The sequence below is a fragment of the Plantibacter sp. LMC-P-059a genome (genome assembly GCF_030209505.1).
In the GTDB taxonomy this organism is placed as follows: domain Bacteria; phylum Actinomycetota; class Actinomycetes; order Actinomycetales; family Microbacteriaceae; genus Plantibacter.
Genome location: NZ_JARVRZ010000004.1, coordinates 365,582 through 381,663, shown reverse-complemented (window position 1 = coordinate 381,663; position 16,082 = coordinate 365,582). Strand labels below are relative to the sequence as shown.

The following is a 16,082-nucleotide window of genomic DNA, read 5'->3' as shown; positions in this document are numbered from 1 at the left end:
TGCCGGCGAGTCAGGACCGACGCGGTGGCGCCGTCGATTCGCGGACGATGAGTTGCGAATCGAGACTCGCGACCGACCGAGGAGCGGCGCCGGACATCGCTCGCACGAGGACTTCGACCGCGAGCGATCCGCACCGGTTGATCGCGAGCCGGACGGTCGTGAGCCCGGGCTGGCGGATCGAGGCCATCTCGATGTCGTCCGTGCCGATGATGCTGAGGTCCTCGGGGCAGCGCTTGCCCAGGGTCCTGACGCCTGATTCGATGCCGAGGGCGACGAGGTCGTTGTAGGCGATGACCGCGGTCGCACCGCTCGCGACGATCGTCGCCGCCGCGGCCAGACCACCCTGGATCGATGCCGCCTGATGACCCAGTCGGGTGAACTCGATGTCGAGGACGGCGCAGGCTGCGGCGACCGCGTCACCACGGCGCAGGTCCGCCCAGGAGTGCTCGGGCCCGGCGGCGTAGGCGATGTGCCGGTGGCCAAGCGCGGCCAGGTGCTCGACCGCCTGCCGCGGACCGCTCTCCGTGTCCATCACCACGTAGGGCAGGCCCTCGATGATGCGGTTGACGACCACGACGGGGGTGTCGCCCACGAGGGCACGGATCTCGTCGTCGGGGAGTCGGGGGGAGCAGAGGAGCATGCCGTTGAGCTTCCGCGCCAGTTCGAGCTGCTCGTGCTCCCGGTGCAGGTCCTCGTCGGTGTCGAAGAGCACAGGTCGGTGCCGCCCCTGCCAGGCCTGGGCGTGGACGCCTTTCAGGAGCGTCGCGTACACGGGGCTCGCGACGTCGGGGACGATGACGCCGAAGGTCTTCTCAGCCGTCGCGCCGTTCGGGTTGGCGTACCCGAGGTCCGCCGCCGCGCTCAGGACCCGTTCCAGCGTCGCGTCGGCGAGTCGGTCCGGTTCGCCGAAGGCCCGCGATGCGGTGGCGATGGAGACGCCGGCGTGACGGGCGACATCGGTCAGGGTGGCGGTCACGGTTGATCCTTCGCGGGGTCTGGTCTACTCATGATGCGGCATGCCCGCGCCATGAAACTACTTGACAAACTTTGTACAAACCAATCAGAATCGCTTTCATGACGATCGATGCGGATCTCCGCCAGCCGATGCTGCAGCGCCCCGAGGCTACGCGATGACGGGCCCGATCGGGCGACTCGGTGCCGGTTCCGCCCCGCAGCCCGGACACCCCGTACCCTCCGCCGCCGGTGTCCTGCACCTCGGCCTCGGCAACTTCCATCGGGCCCACCAGGCCGTCTACACGGCTGCCGCCCTCCGTGCCGGTGGCGACGACTGGGGCATCGTCGGCGTCGCCTCACGCTCCCGCACGGTCGTCGACGCCATGCAGGCGCAGGACCTCCGCTACACCGTCGCCGAGATCTCGCCCAGCGGGACGGCGATCACCGTGCCGGCCGTGCACACCGACGTCTTCGTCGCCGCAGCGGACCCCGACCGCGTCGTCGCCGGTCTCGCCGACGACCGCATCCGGGTCGTGACGCTCACCGTGACGGAGCACGGGTACAGCACCGCGCCGTCGACCGGCCTGCTGGACCTCGCTGACCCGCTCATCGCCGCCGACCTGCGCGGCGGTGCACCCCGGACCACCATCGGCCAGCTCGCGCGCGGACTGCAGCGGCGCGCATCCGGAAACGGTGCCCCCGTGACGATCCTCAGCTGCGACAACCTCAGCGAGAACGGGGCCCGCACCGAGGCGCTCGTCCGGACCTTCCTCGGCGAACTGCCCGGCTCGGAGGGTGCGGAGGCGCTCGCCTACCTCGACAGTGCCGTCGCCTTCCCTTCCAGCATGGTCGACCGCATCGTGCCCGCCACGACCGCCCAGCTGCGCGACCTCGTATCGGCGCGCCTCGGCGTCCGTGACGAATCGCCCGTCTCCGCCGAACCGTTCACCATGTGGGCGATCGAGGACCGTTTCGCCGCCGCACGCCCCGCCTGGGAGGCCGGCGGGGCGGTGTTCACCGACGAGGTCGGAGCGTACGAGCAGATGAAGGTGCGGCTGCTGAACGGGACGCACTCCCTCATCGCCTACCTCGGCGCGCTCCGTGGGGCCGCCACGATCTCGGAGGCGATCGCCATGCCCGACGTGGAATCGGCCGCGCGGTCGATCCTGCACCACGAGTACGAACCCTCGGTGCGGTTCCCCGCCGGGGTCGACGTGGACACCTACGAGGCGCAGCTCTTCGAACGATGGGCGAACCACGCCCTCGGGCACCGCACCGCGCAGGTCGGCACCGACGGCTCGGTGAAACTGCGCCAGCGCATCCCGGAGCCCGCCCTCCGCAGCCTCGACAGCGGATCGACACCGCATCTCATCGCGCTCACCGTCGCGGCCTACCTGTCCTGCATCGCCCCGATGCCCGGATTCGACCCCGGTCCGCACGCGCGGGCCATGGTCGACCCTGCCCGCGAGGAACTCGCCCGCCTCGCGGACGCCTCGACGGACGGCGCGCAGCTCGCCCACCGGGTCATCGCCGGGCTCCACCTCTTCGGGCAGGAGCTCGCCGAGCGACCGACGTTCATCGCCCGGGTCGGCGAGCTGATCGACACCATCGCGCGACACGGCGTCGACGCGGCGATCCAGGACAGCGTCGCCGCCACGGCCCGACCGACCACCACGACAGGAGCCCACCGATGAAGACGCTCGCGATCCACGGCGCAGAGGACATCCGCTGGGAGGACACCGACACCCCGGAACCCCGCGACGGCGAGGTCCGCCTCCGGGTGCGGTACGTCGGCATCTGCGGATCCGACCTGCACTACTACTTCCACGGCGCGAACGGCGAGTACGTCATCCGCGAACCCCTCACGCCCGGCCACGAACTCTCCGCCGAGGTCGACGCGGACCCATCCGGTCGGCTCGCCCCCGGCACCAGGGTCACCGTGCACCCCGCCCGCTACGGCCCCAGCCTGCCCGGGCTCGAGGAACGACCGCACCTGCGACCGGGCGGCGACTACCTCGGCAGCGCCGCGGCGAACCCGCACCGACAGGGTGGCGCAGCGGAGTACCTGATCGTCGAACGGTCCATGGTGCGGGTCCTGCCCGAAGCGCTCCCACTGCAGCGCGCGGCGCTCGCCGAACCCCTGGCCGTCGCCATGCACGCGGTCGGGCTCGCCGGGGACCTCCGCGGCGCCCGGGTCCTCGTCCTCGGCGCCGGCCCCATCGGCCTGCTCGTGATCGCCGCCGCCGTGCGTGCCGGAGCGACCGCGGTCACGGCGAGCGACATGCGGGAGGAGGCCCTCCACCGCGCCGCCACGGTCGGGGCGGAATCACTGCTCCTCGCGGGGCGCGACCCCGTCGCCGACGAGTCAGCCGATGTCGTCTTCGAGTGCTCCGGTGCGCCCGTCGCCCTCACCCAGGCGGTGCGTGCGGCGAAGCGAGCCGGAACGATCGTCCAGGTCGGCATGCTCCCCGACGCCGCCAGTGCGATCAACCTCGCGCCGATGCTCGCCAAGGAACTCACCATCCGCGGTGCGTTCCGGTTCTCGACCGAGATCGACGACGCGATCGCCTTTCTCGCCGAGGGCGACCTCCTCGACAGTGTCGTGACCCACGTCCTCCCTGCCGCAGAGGCGGTCGACGCGTTCGCCGTCGCCCGCGACTCCTCCCGTTCCGCGAAGGTGCTCCTCGCCTTCTGAGCCCCACCCCACCGCTCCACCCCCACTCCCGCTTCATCCCGTAGGTCCGAAGGAGTACCTCATGTCAGACCCGAAATCAGCAGTCGCCACCGGTGACCCGACCGCGAACCGTTCCGTCCGCGACCTCGTCCGAGCGGCCGTCTCCGGCTGGCTCGGCACCGCGCTCGAGTTCATGGACTACCAGCTCTACTCGCTGGCCGCCGCGCTCGTGTTCGCCGACCTCTTCTTCTCCAACGAGGACCCGGCCATGGCCGTCGTCGCGGCGATGGCGACCTACGGCGTCGGATACGTCGCCCGCCCGGTCGGCGCCTTCTTCTTCGCCCGGCTCGGTGACAAGACCGGCCGGACGAAGGTCCTCTTCTACACGATCCTGCTCATGGGCTTGTCGACGACACTCATCGGCTTCCTGCCCACCTACTCGCAGGTGGGTCTCCTCGCACCGATCCTCCTGGTGCTCCTGCGGATCGCGCAGGGCTTCGGAGCCGGCGCGGAGATCTCGGGTGCCGGCGTCATGCTCGCCGAATACGCTCCGGCGAAGCGACGCGGCATCATCGCCTCGCTCGTCGCACTCGGGACCAACTGCGGCACCCTGCTCGCCTCGGCGCTGTGGGCCGGCCTGCTCCTGGCGTTCAGCGAGGACGAGGTCATCGCCTGGGCCTGGCGCATCCCGTTCATCGGCAGCGTCGTGATCATGCTGTTCGCGGTCTGGGTCCGCTTCAACCTCAAGGAGAGCCCCGTCTTCGAGGAGCGCGACGACGTCGTCGACGGCAAGGCGCTCACCAAGCAGGAGACGATCGCGCTCGCCACCGAGACCGGCAACCTCCGGACCCTCGAGGCGATGAACCGCAAGCCGCTCAAGGCGTTCGCCATCGCGCTCCTCCTGCGCTTCGGTCAGGCGGGCAACTCGGGGCTCGTCCAGACGTACCTCATCAGCTACATCACCGTCGTCCTGCTGCTCGACCGGTCGATCGGTGTGAACGCCGTCATCGTCTCCTCGCTCGTCGCCTTCATCACCGTGCCGCTCTCCGGCTGGCTCGGTGACCGCTACGGACGGAAGCGCATGTACATGGTGTGGGCGATCATCGCGCTCATCGTCATCGTCCCGACCATGCTCATGATCCACAGCAAGGAGACCGCGCTCGTGTTCGTCGGCTATGTCGTCCTGCACAACCTGGCCGTGATGAGCTTCGCGTCGCTCGAGAACCTGACCCTGCCGGAACTCTTCGGCGCTCGGAACCGCTACACCTACACGGCCATGGCCCGGGAGATCGCGGCGATCGTCGCGACCGGCGCCGGCCCCGTCATCGCCGCCGCCTGGGTGTCCGCCGCCACCGGTTCGTTCATCCCGATCATCATCATGCTCGGCGTCTTCACCCTCTGCGCGCTGATCGCGTCCATCTGGATGCCGGAGGTCGCCGGTCGTGACCTCACCGATCCGCGCGACGCCATCTGAGCCGCCTCGACCTCCTCGAAAGGAACCCCATGAGCATCGAACGTGCGGACGTCATCGTCACGAGTCCCGGCCGGAACTTCGTCACCCTGAAGATCACCACCAGTGACGGGGTGGTCGGCTGGGGCGACGCGACCCTCAACGGGCGCGAGCTCGCCGTTGCGTCGTATCTCGGCGACCATGTCGCGTCGATGCTGATCGGGCGCGACGAGGACCGCATCGAGGACACCTGGCAGTACCTGTACCGCGGGCCGTACTGGCGGCGCGGCCCGGTCACGATGGCGGCCATCGCGGCGGTCGACATGGCCCTGTGGGACATCAAGGCGAAGAAGGCCGGCGTGCCGCTGTACCAGTTGCTCGGCGGGGCGAGCCGGTCGGGCATCCGGGCGTACGCCCACGCCTCCGGCACGGACTACCAGGCGCTCGCGAACGCGATCACCGGCTACCAAGAGCTCGGCTTCACCGCCGTGCGCGTGCAGACCGGCGTCCCGGGCCTCGGGCAGGTCTACGGGGTGTCCGCCTCCGGACCGGGCGTGCGTTACGACTACGAGCCGGCGAAGCGTGCATCTGACGGCTCGGCCGCGACAGCACCGACCGAGGAGTCCTGGGACACCGCCGGGTACCTCGCGCACATGCCGGGCGTGTTCGAGCAGATCCGTCAGGACTTCGGGACGGGCCTGCGGATCCTGCACGACGGGCACCACCGCATGTCGCCGATCGAGGCCGCACGGTTCGCGAAGGACATCGAGCCGTACAAACTCTTCTGGCTCGAGGACTGCACCCCGGGGGAGGACCAGACCGCCCTGCGACTCGTCCGCCAGCACTCGACCACGCCGTTGGCGATCGGTGAGGTCTTCAACTCGGTGTACGACTACCAGACCCTCATCACCGAGCGCCTCATCGACTACGTCCGCTCGGCGGTGACGCACACCGGTGGCATCACGGCGATGAAGAAACTGCTCGACTTCGCGGCGATCTACGGGATCCGGTCCGGCATCCACGGCCCCACCGACATCTCGCCCATCGGGATGGCCGCGGCCCTGCACCTCGACCTCGCGATCCACAACTTCGGGATCCAGGAGTACATGCCGCACAACGAGCAGACCCTGGAGGTGTTCCGGACGTCGTTCACCTTCGACGAGGGCTTCCTGCACCCCGGCGAGGAGCCCGGCCTCGGCGTCGAACTCGACGAGGAGGCGGCTGCGGCGTTCCCGTACACGAAGGCGTACCTCCCGGTGAACCGGCTGACGGACGGTACCGTCCACGACTGGTGAGTGGTGCCCTCGACCGCTCTGGCGCTTCGCGCACGCGAGGTGAGATGATGCGGTGCTGCCTCGAACGCGTGCGGATCTCCGCCACGTCCGTCCCGATGCGCGAGGCGCTGCGGATTCCGGGACGGCAGCTCCTCCCTGCGACCCGGAATCGAAGGATGCCCGGTGCACGAAGACCCGACCATCGGCATGGCCGACGCTGCTGGACCGGAGGCGCTCGTCGGTGATGGTGCTCCCGCCACGTCGCGGTCGCGCCGGCTGCATCCCGTCGCGTTCGGCGGCGTCATCGCCGCGACGATCGTCGTCGCGGCAGCCTGGGCGGTCGGGGCATCAGTGTCGCTGGCGGCGGCCACGGCACCGTCGGTGATGCTGCAGCCCTACCTGGACGCCCTGGAGGACGGGCACCTCGAACAGGCGATCGCGATGGACGGGACCGCTGCAGCGGCCGCCGAACTCGGCTACAGCGTCGACCTCCTGACCGATGAGCGGTATGCGCTCGCGACCGACCGCCCCACGGCCTATCGCGTCGGCGCGACCACCATCGAGAACGGGGTCGCGACGGTCGACGTCGCCTATGAACGCGGAGGTGGCGAGCGCCAGACCACGGCGTTCACGCTGCGTGCACGACCATCCGGCTTCCTGTGGTTCAGCGGTTGGCGCATCGAACCGTCGAGCCTTCCGACGATCACGGTGCCCACGGTCAGGTTCGGCTCGCTCGACCTCTCCGTCGCCGGAGAGCGCGTCGGCGAGGTGGACGAGACGACGGTCTACGTCGTCGGGCCGGGCAGCTACGACCTTGCGGTCGACTCGGCCACCGGGTTCTTCGACTTCGAGGTGCCTGGCGTCGACGCCGTCTGGGGCGGCAGGCCGACGGCGTTCCTGTATCCGACGTTGACCGCGCGCGGGCAAGAGGGAGCGACCGCCGCAGTCCGCGCCTACGTGGACGCCTGCGTCGCATCGACGTCCTACGAACCCGACGGCTGCTCGATCGCGATCGACAATGCGGAGGGCGACGAGATGACAGGCGTGACCTGGCTGTTGACGCGCGGTCCTGAGTTCGAGTTCGCGGAGTACTCGGCGACGGAGGGGTTCCTCGTGACCACCACCCGTCGGGGCAGTGCCGACTTCCTCGCCGCGTTCACCTCGGCGTCGGGCGAATTCGGCATCGTGACCGCGGAGGACTGCGAGGTATGGGTGGACGGCTCCGTCTCGCTGTCGATCGACGGCACCTGGACCTTCGTCCCGTACACCTGGTGAGGATGGGCGTTGTGATGCACCCGATGAAGGGAGGCGACTCGTGAAGTACGTGCCCGCGGTCGGCTTGAAGGCGCAGGTGTTGATGCTCTGTGCGGCGCCGCTCTTCCTCTTCCTGGTGACTCCGAAGGACAACCTGGTGTCAGCGACACCGGTCCTGCTCGGTATCGGTGTCATCCTCGCGGGTCTCACCTGGATGACACTGGTCTGGATGACGCACCGGTTCGTCGTGCTCGACGAGCACCTCGTCGCGTACACAGCCTTCCGATCACGGGTCGTCAGTCTCGACGACATCCTCTCCATCGGGCCGAGCGTGGCCGCTGGGAGGTTCCGGATCGCCGTGCGTGATCAACCGAGCATTCGGGGCTACCGGCGGAACGGCTACGGCGCCTTTGCGAAAGACCTGACCACGAGGCGGTCGTCGATCGAGTTCCTCTATTCACTCCGGAAACCGAAGACGGACCAGTTCGTGGAGTCGGGCTACTCAGAGCTGACCGAGGAAGAGCGCCTCGAAGCCGAGGCCCTCGTGCTGGCCGCACAGTCGGCCGCGAGCTGAGCTGATCACGGTCGACGATAGGGTGAGGACCCGTGACGGACGCCCTGCCCCCTGAGCACCGCGAGACGACGCCTCGCGGGGTCCTCGTATCCGTCGTCGCCTCGTTCCTGTTCGCCGCTCTGTTCTTCCTGCCGCCGCTGCTGGAGCCGTTCGAGGCGAACGAGATCTTCGCCTGGCGGGTGATCGCGACCGTACCGGTGCTCGCCGCACTCGTCGGGGTGTTCGGCTGGTGGCGGGACGTCCGCGACATCGCGGTCCGTCTCGCGCGTCGTCCGGCCTTGATCCTGGTGGTGGTGCTCGACGGGCTCCTGCTGTCGGTGCAGCTGTGGTTGTTCGGGTGGGCACCGCAGACCGGTCACGGACTCGAGCTCGCGCTCGGGTATCTGCTGATGCCGCTGGCGATGGTCGTGGTCGGCGTCGTCCTTCATCGGGAACGTCTCGCACCGCTCCGGATCGCCGCGGTGGCAGCAGCGGCCGTCGGGGTCACCGCGGCGATCGTCGTGGCCGGAGGACTGTCTTGGGCGACCATCGCGGTCGCGGTCGGCTACCCGGTGTACTTCGCGATCCGACGCCGGGCCGCACTCGACTCCATCGGCGCCTTCTGCTTCGAGCTGCTCGTCCTGGTGCCCGTCGCGGTCACGCTCGCCCTGCAACCGTCGTCGCTCGACGTCCTTGCTGCCCACCCGCAGCTGGGGTGGGGGATCCTGCTGCTCGGCGTGATCGGCGGCGTCGCCCTGGTGCTGTACCTCGTCGCGAGCCGCCTGCTGTCGTTCGGCGTCTTCGGGCTGCTCAGCTACCTGGAACCGGTGCTGCTGGTGCTCGTCGCGGTGCTGCTCCTCGGGGAGTCCCTGACGCTCACCGACGTCTTCGTGTACGGGCCGATCGTGATCGCCCTCGTACTACTAGGCCTTGAGACCGCGCGCCGTCCGAGCCGCTGAGCACCGCTCCGCCACCGGCGCGTCGCCGCGAACCTGTGAAGTCAAGCCTCCAAGGGCCTTCCACTCGGCCGCCTAGCCTGAGGGCATGGTTACGAAGCATGCTCCAGCAGTGTCGCTCGAGTCGCCGTTCCCACGTGTCGAGGACTCGACCGAGCGTCATCATGTCGTCCCGATCGGGACCCGCCAGTGGCGGATCTCGAACGACGCCGACCCGTCATCGCCCGAATGTCGTCTCGCCTACGTGGAGGCGCAGGGCACCGGGTACGACGTCCTCATCGTGGCGCCCAGCCCGCCCGAATGGCTGCACGTCGACACCTTCGACGAGGCGAAGCGGGCCGCCGTCCGGCGCCCGACGCTCCTGCTCTGAGTCGCTCCACCAACGTTCGTTCGCCCATTCTTGGGCGACTGAGTGCTCGTTCGCCCAAAGATGGCGAGCGAAGGGGATGCGCGAGCGGAGCTTCAGCTCGCGGGTGCTGCGAGGTGCCAGTAGGTCACTCGCGCTCCCGGATAGGTCTCCGTGATCGCGTTCGTCACAGAACGGTAGTGGCTGTCGAGCGTGTGGCCGGCGAAGTACACCTGCCGGTCGGCACCATCGCCCACGATCCTCGTCACGATGCCGGTGTGATCCTCGTCGCCGGAGTCATCCCAATCGAACTGGACGATGTCGCCGAGCTGCAACGCGCCGAGGTCGGTGGCGGCGAGTTCCGTCGCACGTTCGGGGTGGGCACGGAGATAGCGCTCGAACAGCGTCGAGCTCACCCACGCGTCCGAGTACTCGTGGTCGCCGTCGGCATCGGTGTCGAACGACCAGTCGTCGTCCATCTGCCACCCGCGAGCGATGAGCGACTGACTGGCGAAGTTGACGCAGTCGGAGTCCGGCAGCGCGCCGTACTCGGCGTCGTTGTACGAATTCCAGTGCGCGTGCACGTAGTCGAGCTGCGCCTGGATCGACGCGTTGTAGGAGCGCTGCTCGATCTGCTCGGGCGAGCATCCCGACAGGCCGATCGCCGCGGCCGCCACGGTGACCGCCGCGAGGATGGCGCGAAGGCGCCGCGTGATTCCCGAGGTGATCATCCGACCAACGTTAGGCGTGGCCTGCTGGGGGAACCGTGTGGGTCGGTCCGTCCGACATTAAGGCGCGGGGTCGTCGATCGGCCGCGGCGAGATCTGAGATCATGCGGTGTCGCCTGGACGGTACGCGATCCGTCGTGTCGCCATCCGCAGCACGACGCGGTTGCCTGCTCCGGGAGCAACCGCGTGAACCGGGCCCGGACGAAAGGGCACTCCGTGATCCAACACTCGCCGTCGTCGACGAATCGATCTCCGCTCGGTGAAGGCCTGGTGACCGTGATCATCGCGGCGTTCGTGCTGCAGCTCGTCGGCTACGCAGCGCCGCTCGCGATGATGATCGCCGGCGCCGCTCCATTCGCGGCGGCCGTCGAAGCCGAGCTGAACGCTCGAGGGTTCACCGGTGAAGACCTCCTCGAGGACGGGTTCATCGACGAGTCGATGCCCTCGCCTGCAGAAGCTCGTGCCCAGGCGAACGCCACGCTCACCGTGGCCTCGTCGCTCATCCCGTTCAACACGATCATCAGCGAAGAGGGCGAATGGGAGGAACTGGCGTGCTCTTCAGCTGCTTCGGACGGCAGCGAGGTCTCCTTCGCGCGCTCGATGAAGACGTTCGAGGTCGCTCCGGGCACGAGCGAGTCGAGCGAGCAAACGATCGCCGATTACTTCGCCGACGAAGGCTGGCCGGTCTACCTCGGTGGCACCGACGAGCCGACCTGGATCAGCTTCGACCTCTCGGATTCGGCCGATGCGATCGACCTGCAGAGCTTCGACGACGCCCTCGGTGTGCAGGCGTACACCGAGGGGGCCCGGGAGTACGTGGTGCTGATCTCCGATGAGGGCTGCTACCGCTGACGGGTTCAGACGCTCCCGCGACGCACGATCGACGTGGGGACGAACGAGCCGGTGGGGGAGATGGTCTCGCCCCGCAACTGCGCGAGCAGCACCTCGGCCGCGCGCTGACCGACGGCCGCCGCCGGCTGGTGGACGGTCGTGAGCGGCGGGTGACAGCGCAGGGCCCAGGCCGAGTCGTCGAAGCCGACGACCGACACGTCCTCAGGGACTCGTCGGCCGGCGGCGCGCAACGCCTCGAGCGCACCTGCCGCGACCGCGTCGGACGCGGCGAAGAGGCCGTCGATCTCCGGTGCTCGCGCGAGGAGCTCGGTCATGCCCGAGAAGCCGTCCTGGTGGGAGTAGAACGGGACCTCGACGACGAGTCGCTCGTCGAACCGGTCGCCGAGGGCGTCGCGGAAGCCGGCGAGCCGGTCTGAGCCGGAGTCGCGATCGAGCGCCGCCGCGATCATGCCGATGCGGCCTCTGCCGGCACCGATCAGCTCGCGGGTGATGTCGGCCGAAGCAGCACGGTTGTCGATCCCGACGAACGGGAGTTCGCGCAGGTCGGGCGGATGACCGACGAACGTCGCCGGGAGCCCGAGGCGTTCGATCACCCGGGTGATCGGGTCGTTCTCCCGGGCGGAGACCATGATGACCCCGTCGACGAAGCCGCCGGAGAGGTACCGGGTGATGCGGTCGGTGTCGCGCTCGGAGTCGACCACGAGGCAGACGAGCTGGTGGTCCGCCTGCGAGAGGGCCTCGTTCGCGCCGAGGAGGATGTTGCCGATGTTGGGGTCGTCGACGAAGAGGCTGTGGGGCTCGTGCACGACGAACCCGACAGCCTGCGTGCGCTGCATGACGAGGTTCCGGGCGGCTGTGTTCGGCACGTAGCCGACCTTCTCGATCGCGGCCTCGATCGCCTCACGGGCCTCGGCCGAGACGTACCGCTCGCCGTTGACGACCCGGCTGACGGTGCCGCGGGAGACGCCGGCCTCGACCGCGACATCGTGCACGGTGGCCCGTTTGCGTCGAGTCGGCGGAGGGGTCACGGCTCCACCCTAGCGCCGCGCTGAACGCGCCACGGCGCTCGTCGTGTTGACAGATTCTGAAAATCGACCGTACTCTGTGTACGTTCACAGACTCTCAACGTGGAGTTGTCGCTCTTCGATCTGTGCACGTTCACAGATCGCGGAAGGCATCATGAGCACCACCCCCACGTTCAGCTACAACGGCATCGCCTACGGCTGCGACTACAACCCCGAGCAGTGGGACCGGTCCGTCTGGCGCGAAGATGTCGCCCTCATGCAGGAAGCCGGCGTCGACCTCGTCGCCCTCAACATCTTCGGGTGGTCCCACCTCGAGCCGCGCCCGGGTGAGTTCGAGTTCTCCGGCCTCGACGAGATCCTCGACCTGCTCCACGCGGCGGGCATCCGGGTCAACCTCGGAACCGGCACCGCCTCAGCACCCCCGTGGCTCACCTCCCGCCACCCCGAGATCCTCCCCGAGACCGAGGACGGCACGACGCGCTTCCCCGGCGGCCGCCAGGCCTGGTGCCCCTCGTCCGCCGTCTTCCGCCGGTATGCGCTGGAGCTGGTCGAGCGGGTCGCCGAGCGGTACGGCGCCCACCCGGCCGTCGAGCTCTGGCACGTCTCCAACGAGCTCGGCTGCCACAACGCGCTCTGCTATGACGACGAGTCCGCCGAAGCGTTCCGCGGCTGGCTCCGCGCCCGCTACGGCACGATCGAACGCCTCAACACCGCCTGGGGCACCTCGTTCTGGAGCCAGCAGTACAGCGACTTCGCCGAGATCCTGCCGCCGCGTCTCACGCTGTCGAGCCGCAACCCCAGCCAGGTCATCGACTTCCACCGCTTCTCCTCCGACGAACTGCTCGACTACTACCGGGCCGAGCTCGAGGTCCTGCGCCGCCACAGCACCGTGCCGGTCACCACCAACTTCATGGTCACCGCGCACATCCGGAACATGGACTACTGGCAGTGGGCCCCCGAGATGGACGTCGTCGCGAACGACCACTACCTCGACAACCGGCTCGCCGACCCGACCGCGGAGCTCTCCTTCGCGAGCGACCTCACGCGCGGTCTGGCCGGCGGCGGCGCCTGGTTGCTCATGGAGCAGTCGACCGGTGCCGTCAACTGGCAGCCGCAGAACCTCGCGAAGGCGCCCGGCGAGATGACCCGCAACTCGCTGACGCACGTCGCCAGGGGAGCCGAGGCCGTCTGCTTCTTCCAGTGGCGGGCCTCCCTGCAGGGTTCGGAGAAGTTCCACTCCGCCCTGCTGCCCCACGCCGGCACCGACTCGGACGTCTGGCGGGAGGTCGTCGCGCTCGGCGGCACCCTCGATCGACTCGACGAGATCGTCGGGACGCGCGTGCAGGCCGACGTCGCGCTCATGTTCTCGTGGGAGAACTGGTGGGCCGCCGACGGTGAGAGCCGCCCGACCCACGCGGTCGACTACCTCTCGCAGGTGCACGCCGCCCACGCCTCGCTGCGTCGACTCGGCCACACGGTCGACGTCGTCCGTCCGGGAGCGGACCTCTCGGCGTACCGGCTCGTCGTCGTCCCCAACCTCTACCTCGTGCGGGACACCGAGGCGGCGGTCGTCTCCGACTTCGTCGCAGCCGGCGGTCACGCGGTGATCACCTTCTTCAGCGGGATCGCCGACGAAGCGGACCGCGTCCGCCCCGGCGGGTACCCGGGCGCGTTCCGAGAGCTGCTCGGTGTCAACACGGAGGAGTTCGCGCCCGTCCTGCCGGGGCGGACCCTCACGCTCGCCTCCGGGAAGACGGCGACCGCTTGGTCCGAGCGCACCCGAGCCCGCGGCGCCGAGGTCCTCGACACCTTCGCCGACGGCCCCTCGATCGGTCGACCGGCGATCACCCGCAACCGCATCGCAGGCGGCGGAGACGCCTGGTACCTCGCGACGAACCTCGACGCCGACGCGCTCGACGCCGTCCTGCGCGACGCCGCAGCCGGCGCGGGCGCCGTGCCGCAGGGCGACGAGCGGCTGCCGGGCCTCGAGGTCATCCGTCGCGTCGGCGAGGACCGCAGCTACCGCTTCCTCATCAATCACTCGACGCACGACGTCGAGCTGCCGGCGACCGGGCACGAGCTCGTCACCGGCGAACCCGTCGACTCCATCGCACGCGTGCCAGCCGGCGCCGTGCGCGTCATCAGAGAGGACCGCACGCGATGAGCGTCAAGATCGAGACGGCGGAGGCGACGTCACCACGTCCGTCCCGCCGGCGGACGGCAGCGCGACTGCCGAAGGCGGTGGTGCAGCACAAGCGGGCGATCGCCTTCTTCATCGTCCCGTTCGCCGTCCTGTTCGCCCTGTTCTACCTCGTGCCGATCGGCTACGCCGTCTACCAGTCGTTGCTCGTGATCGAGCGCGACGGCACCTTCGGCCAGGCCCGCGAGGTGTTCGGCGGCTTCGCCCAGTACGTGCAGGTCTTCCAGAACGGACCGTTCTGGCAGTCCGTCGGCCGGGTGCTCCTGTTCGGTGTCGTCCAGGTGCCCGTGATGCTGGGCCTCGCACTCCTCTTCGCGCTGCTGCTCGACTCGCCGCTGCTCCGCGGCAAGCGGTTCTTCCGCCTGGCCTTCTTCGTGCCGTACGCGGTCCCCGGCGTCATCGCCGCCATCATGTGGGGCTTCCTCTACTCGCCCAACCTGTCGCCGTTCACCGCGATCACGCAGAACGTCGACTTCCTCTCCGCCGACCTCGTGCTCTGGGCCATCGCGAACGTCGTCACCTGGGTGTTCGTCGGCTACAACATGCTCATCATCTACTCCTCGCTCCTCTCCATCCCGACGGAGATCTACGAGGCCGCGCGGCTCGACGGGGCCGGCCAGGCCCGCATCGCCTGGTCGATCAAGATCCCGCTGGTGATGCCCGCGATCGTCCTCACCGCGATCTTCTCGATCATCGGCACGCTTCAGCTCCTCGCCGAACCGCAGGTGTTCCGGTCCTTCAGCTCGGCCGTGAGCAGCACCTTCACGCCGAACCTCACCGTCTACACCACCTCGTCCATCCCGAACGTGAACCTCGCCGCCGCCTTCTCGGTCGTGCTCGCGCTGGCGACCTTCGTCCTCTCGTTCGGGTTCCTGAAGTTCACGCAGCGAAAGGAAGGCAAATGACCGCCATCCTGTCCACCGGCCGCGGCCCGCAGGAGAGCCGCCTGTCGCGTGCCGGCGCGCTCATCGTGATGCTCGTCTTCACGCTCTACTTCCTCATCCCCATCTGGTGGTTGTTCATCGCGTCGACCAAGTCGTCCTCGCAGTTCTCGAACACCGCGCCGCTCTGGTTCGCGGACTTCAACCTCTTCGAGAACGTCGGACAGCTCGTCGCCTACCGTGACGGCGTCTACCTGAAGTGGATGCTGAACTCGGTGCTGTACGCCGGGCTCGGCGCACTCCTCGGCACCCTGTTCGCGGCGATGTGCGGCTACGCGCTCGCCAAGTACCGGTTCCCGGGCCGCGACCTGATCTTCAACGTCGTGCTCGGCGGTGTGCTCGTTCCGGCCACGGCGCTCGCCCTCCCGCTGTTCCTGATCTTCAGCCAGGTGGGCCTCACGAACACCTTCTGGGCCGTGTTCCTGCCGTCGCTCGTCAGCCCCTTCGGCGTCTACCTCACCCGCATCTTCGCGGCGTCGAGCGTGCCGGAGGAACTGCTCGAAGCCTCGCGGCTCGACGGCGCAGGAGAGGTGCGGACCTTCTTCACCATCTCCGTGCGACTGATGTTCCCGGCGCTCGTCACCGTGTTCCTCTTCCAGTTCGTCGCGATCTGGAACAACTTCTTCCTGCCGCTCATCATGCTGCGCGACGAAGCGCTGTTCCCCGTCACCCTCGGGCTCTACTCGTGGAACTCGCAGGTGAACCAGATCCCCGAACTGCGCCTGTACGTCCTCGTCGGCGCGTTCCTGTCGATCATCCCGCTCGTCATCACCTTCCTCCTGCTCCAGCGGTTCTGGCGGTCCGGCCTCGGTGCCGGCGCCGTGAAGTGACCGCCCGCCGATCAGCACCTCCCGATCCACCCGCACCAGCAACAC

15 protein-coding genes are annotated in these 16,082 nt (G+C 68.9%); 12 read left to right on the top strand and 3 right to left on the bottom strand.

All coding sequences use genetic code 11. The annotated features are described in order from the left end of the window. Positions 1 to 10: 10 nt before the first annotated feature. Positions 11 to 976 (bottom strand): LacI family DNA-binding transcriptional regulator, encoded by a 966-nt coding sequence (locus QRN27_RS11370; protein ID WP_285042339.1) that lies wholly within the window; start codon positions 974 to 976, stop codon positions 11 to 13. A 154-nt stretch (positions 977 to 1,130) separates the two neighbouring features. On the opposite strand from QRN27_RS11370, the gene QRN27_RS11365 reads away from it, so the two are divergent. The 8 genes from QRN27_RS11365 (at position 1,131) to QRN27_RS11330 (ending at position 9,485) form a co-directional block, all read left to right on the top strand. After that, positions 1,131 to 2,648, top strand: a complete 1,518-nt coding sequence (locus QRN27_RS11365; protein WP_285042338.1) for a mannitol dehydrogenase family protein — start codon at positions 1,131 to 1,133, stop codon at positions 2,646 to 2,648. After that, on the top strand, positions 2,645 to 3,649 hold the full coding sequence (locus QRN27_RS11360) for an L-idonate 5-dehydrogenase (RefSeq protein WP_285042337.1): 1,005 nt from the start codon (positions 2,645 to 2,647) through the stop codon (positions 3,647 to 3,649). Before QRN27_RS11365 ends, QRN27_RS11360 begins: the two co-directional genes overlap by 4 nt. A 61-nt stretch (positions 3,650 to 3,710) precedes the next feature. After that, on the top strand, positions 3,711 to 5,102 hold the full coding sequence (locus QRN27_RS11355; RefSeq protein ID WP_285042336.1) for an MFS transporter: 1,392 nt from the start codon (positions 3,711 to 3,713) through the stop codon (positions 5,100 to 5,102). Between the two features lie 29 nt (positions 5,103 to 5,131). Next, positions 5,132 to 6,373 carry a D-mannonate dehydratase ManD gene (gene manD, locus QRN27_RS11350; protein ID WP_285042335.1) on the top strand — a complete coding sequence of 414 codons (1,242 nt, stop codon included), beginning with the start codon at positions 5,132 to 5,134 and terminating at the stop codon, positions 6,371 to 6,373. 162 nt (positions 6,374 to 6,535) lie between these two features. Further along, a complete protein-coding gene (locus QRN27_RS11345) occupies positions 6,536 to 7,627 on the top strand; it encodes a hypothetical protein (protein WP_285042334.1) in 1,092 nt (363 codons plus the stop codon). A 40-nt stretch (positions 7,628 to 7,667) separates the two neighbouring features. Then, positions 7,668 to 8,180, top strand: coding sequence for a hypothetical protein (locus tag QRN27_RS11340; protein WP_285042333.1), 513 nt, complete (start codon positions 7,668 to 7,670; stop codon positions 8,178 to 8,180). A gap of 32 nt (positions 8,181 to 8,212) precedes the next feature. Beyond that, positions 8,213 to 9,118 (top strand): EamA family transporter RarD, encoded by a 906-nt coding sequence (rarD, locus tag QRN27_RS11335; protein WP_285042332.1) that lies wholly within the window; start codon positions 8,213 to 8,215, stop codon positions 9,116 to 9,118. Positions 9,119 to 9,203: 85 nt separating this feature from the next. Continuing rightward, the gene (locus tag QRN27_RS11330; protein WP_285042331.1) at positions 9,204 to 9,485 is read left to right on the top strand and encodes a hypothetical protein; all 282 of its coding nucleotides are present in this window, start codon (positions 9,204 to 9,206) and stop codon (positions 9,483 to 9,485) included. A gap of 92 nt (positions 9,486 to 9,577) precedes the next feature. On the opposite strand, the gene QRN27_RS11325 is transcribed toward QRN27_RS11330, so the two are convergent. Continuing rightward, positions 9,578 to 10,192 (bottom strand): amidase domain-containing protein, encoded by a 615-nt coding sequence (locus QRN27_RS11325; RefSeq protein WP_285042330.1) that lies wholly within the window; start codon positions 10,190 to 10,192, stop codon positions 9,578 to 9,580. A gap of 267 nt (positions 10,193 to 10,459) precedes the next feature. On the opposite strand from QRN27_RS11325, the gene QRN27_RS11320 reads away from it, so the two are divergent. Further along, positions 10,460 to 11,041 (top strand): hypothetical protein, encoded by a 582-nt coding sequence (locus tag QRN27_RS11320; RefSeq protein WP_285042329.1) that lies wholly within the window; start codon positions 10,460 to 10,462, stop codon positions 11,039 to 11,041. A 5-nt stretch (positions 11,042 to 11,046) separates the two neighbouring features. Here the strand turns inward: QRN27_RS11320 and QRN27_RS11315 are convergent, their stop codons facing one another. Beyond that, the gene (locus QRN27_RS11315) at positions 11,047 to 12,069 is read right to left on the bottom strand and encodes a LacI family DNA-binding transcriptional regulator (RefSeq protein WP_285042328.1); all 1,023 of its coding nucleotides are present in this window, start codon (positions 12,067 to 12,069) and stop codon (positions 11,047 to 11,049) included. A 151-nt stretch (positions 12,070 to 12,220) separates the two neighbouring features. On the opposite strand from QRN27_RS11315, the gene QRN27_RS11310 reads away from it, so the two are divergent. The 3 genes from QRN27_RS11310 to QRN27_RS11300 are packed head-to-tail and all read left to right on the top strand — an operon-like array spanning position 12,221 to position 16,037. After that, the gene (locus tag QRN27_RS11310; protein WP_285042327.1) at positions 12,221 to 14,230 is read left to right on the top strand and encodes a beta-galactosidase; all 2,010 of its coding nucleotides are present in this window, start codon (positions 12,221 to 12,223) and stop codon (positions 14,228 to 14,230) included. Then, positions 14,227 to 15,171: a carbohydrate ABC transporter permease gene (locus QRN27_RS11305; RefSeq protein WP_285042326.1), complete on the top strand. Its 945-nt coding sequence runs from the start codon at positions 14,227 to 14,229 to the stop codon at positions 15,169 to 15,171. The genes QRN27_RS11310 and QRN27_RS11305 overlap by 4 nt, the downstream gene beginning before the upstream one ends. Continuing rightward, the gene (locus QRN27_RS11300; protein ID WP_082456000.1) at positions 15,168 to 16,037 is read left to right on the top strand and encodes a carbohydrate ABC transporter permease; all 870 of its coding nucleotides are present in this window, start codon (positions 15,168 to 15,170) and stop codon (positions 16,035 to 16,037) included. Before QRN27_RS11305 ends, QRN27_RS11300 begins: the two co-directional genes overlap by 4 nt. Positions 16,038 to 16,082: the final 45 nt, after the last annotated feature.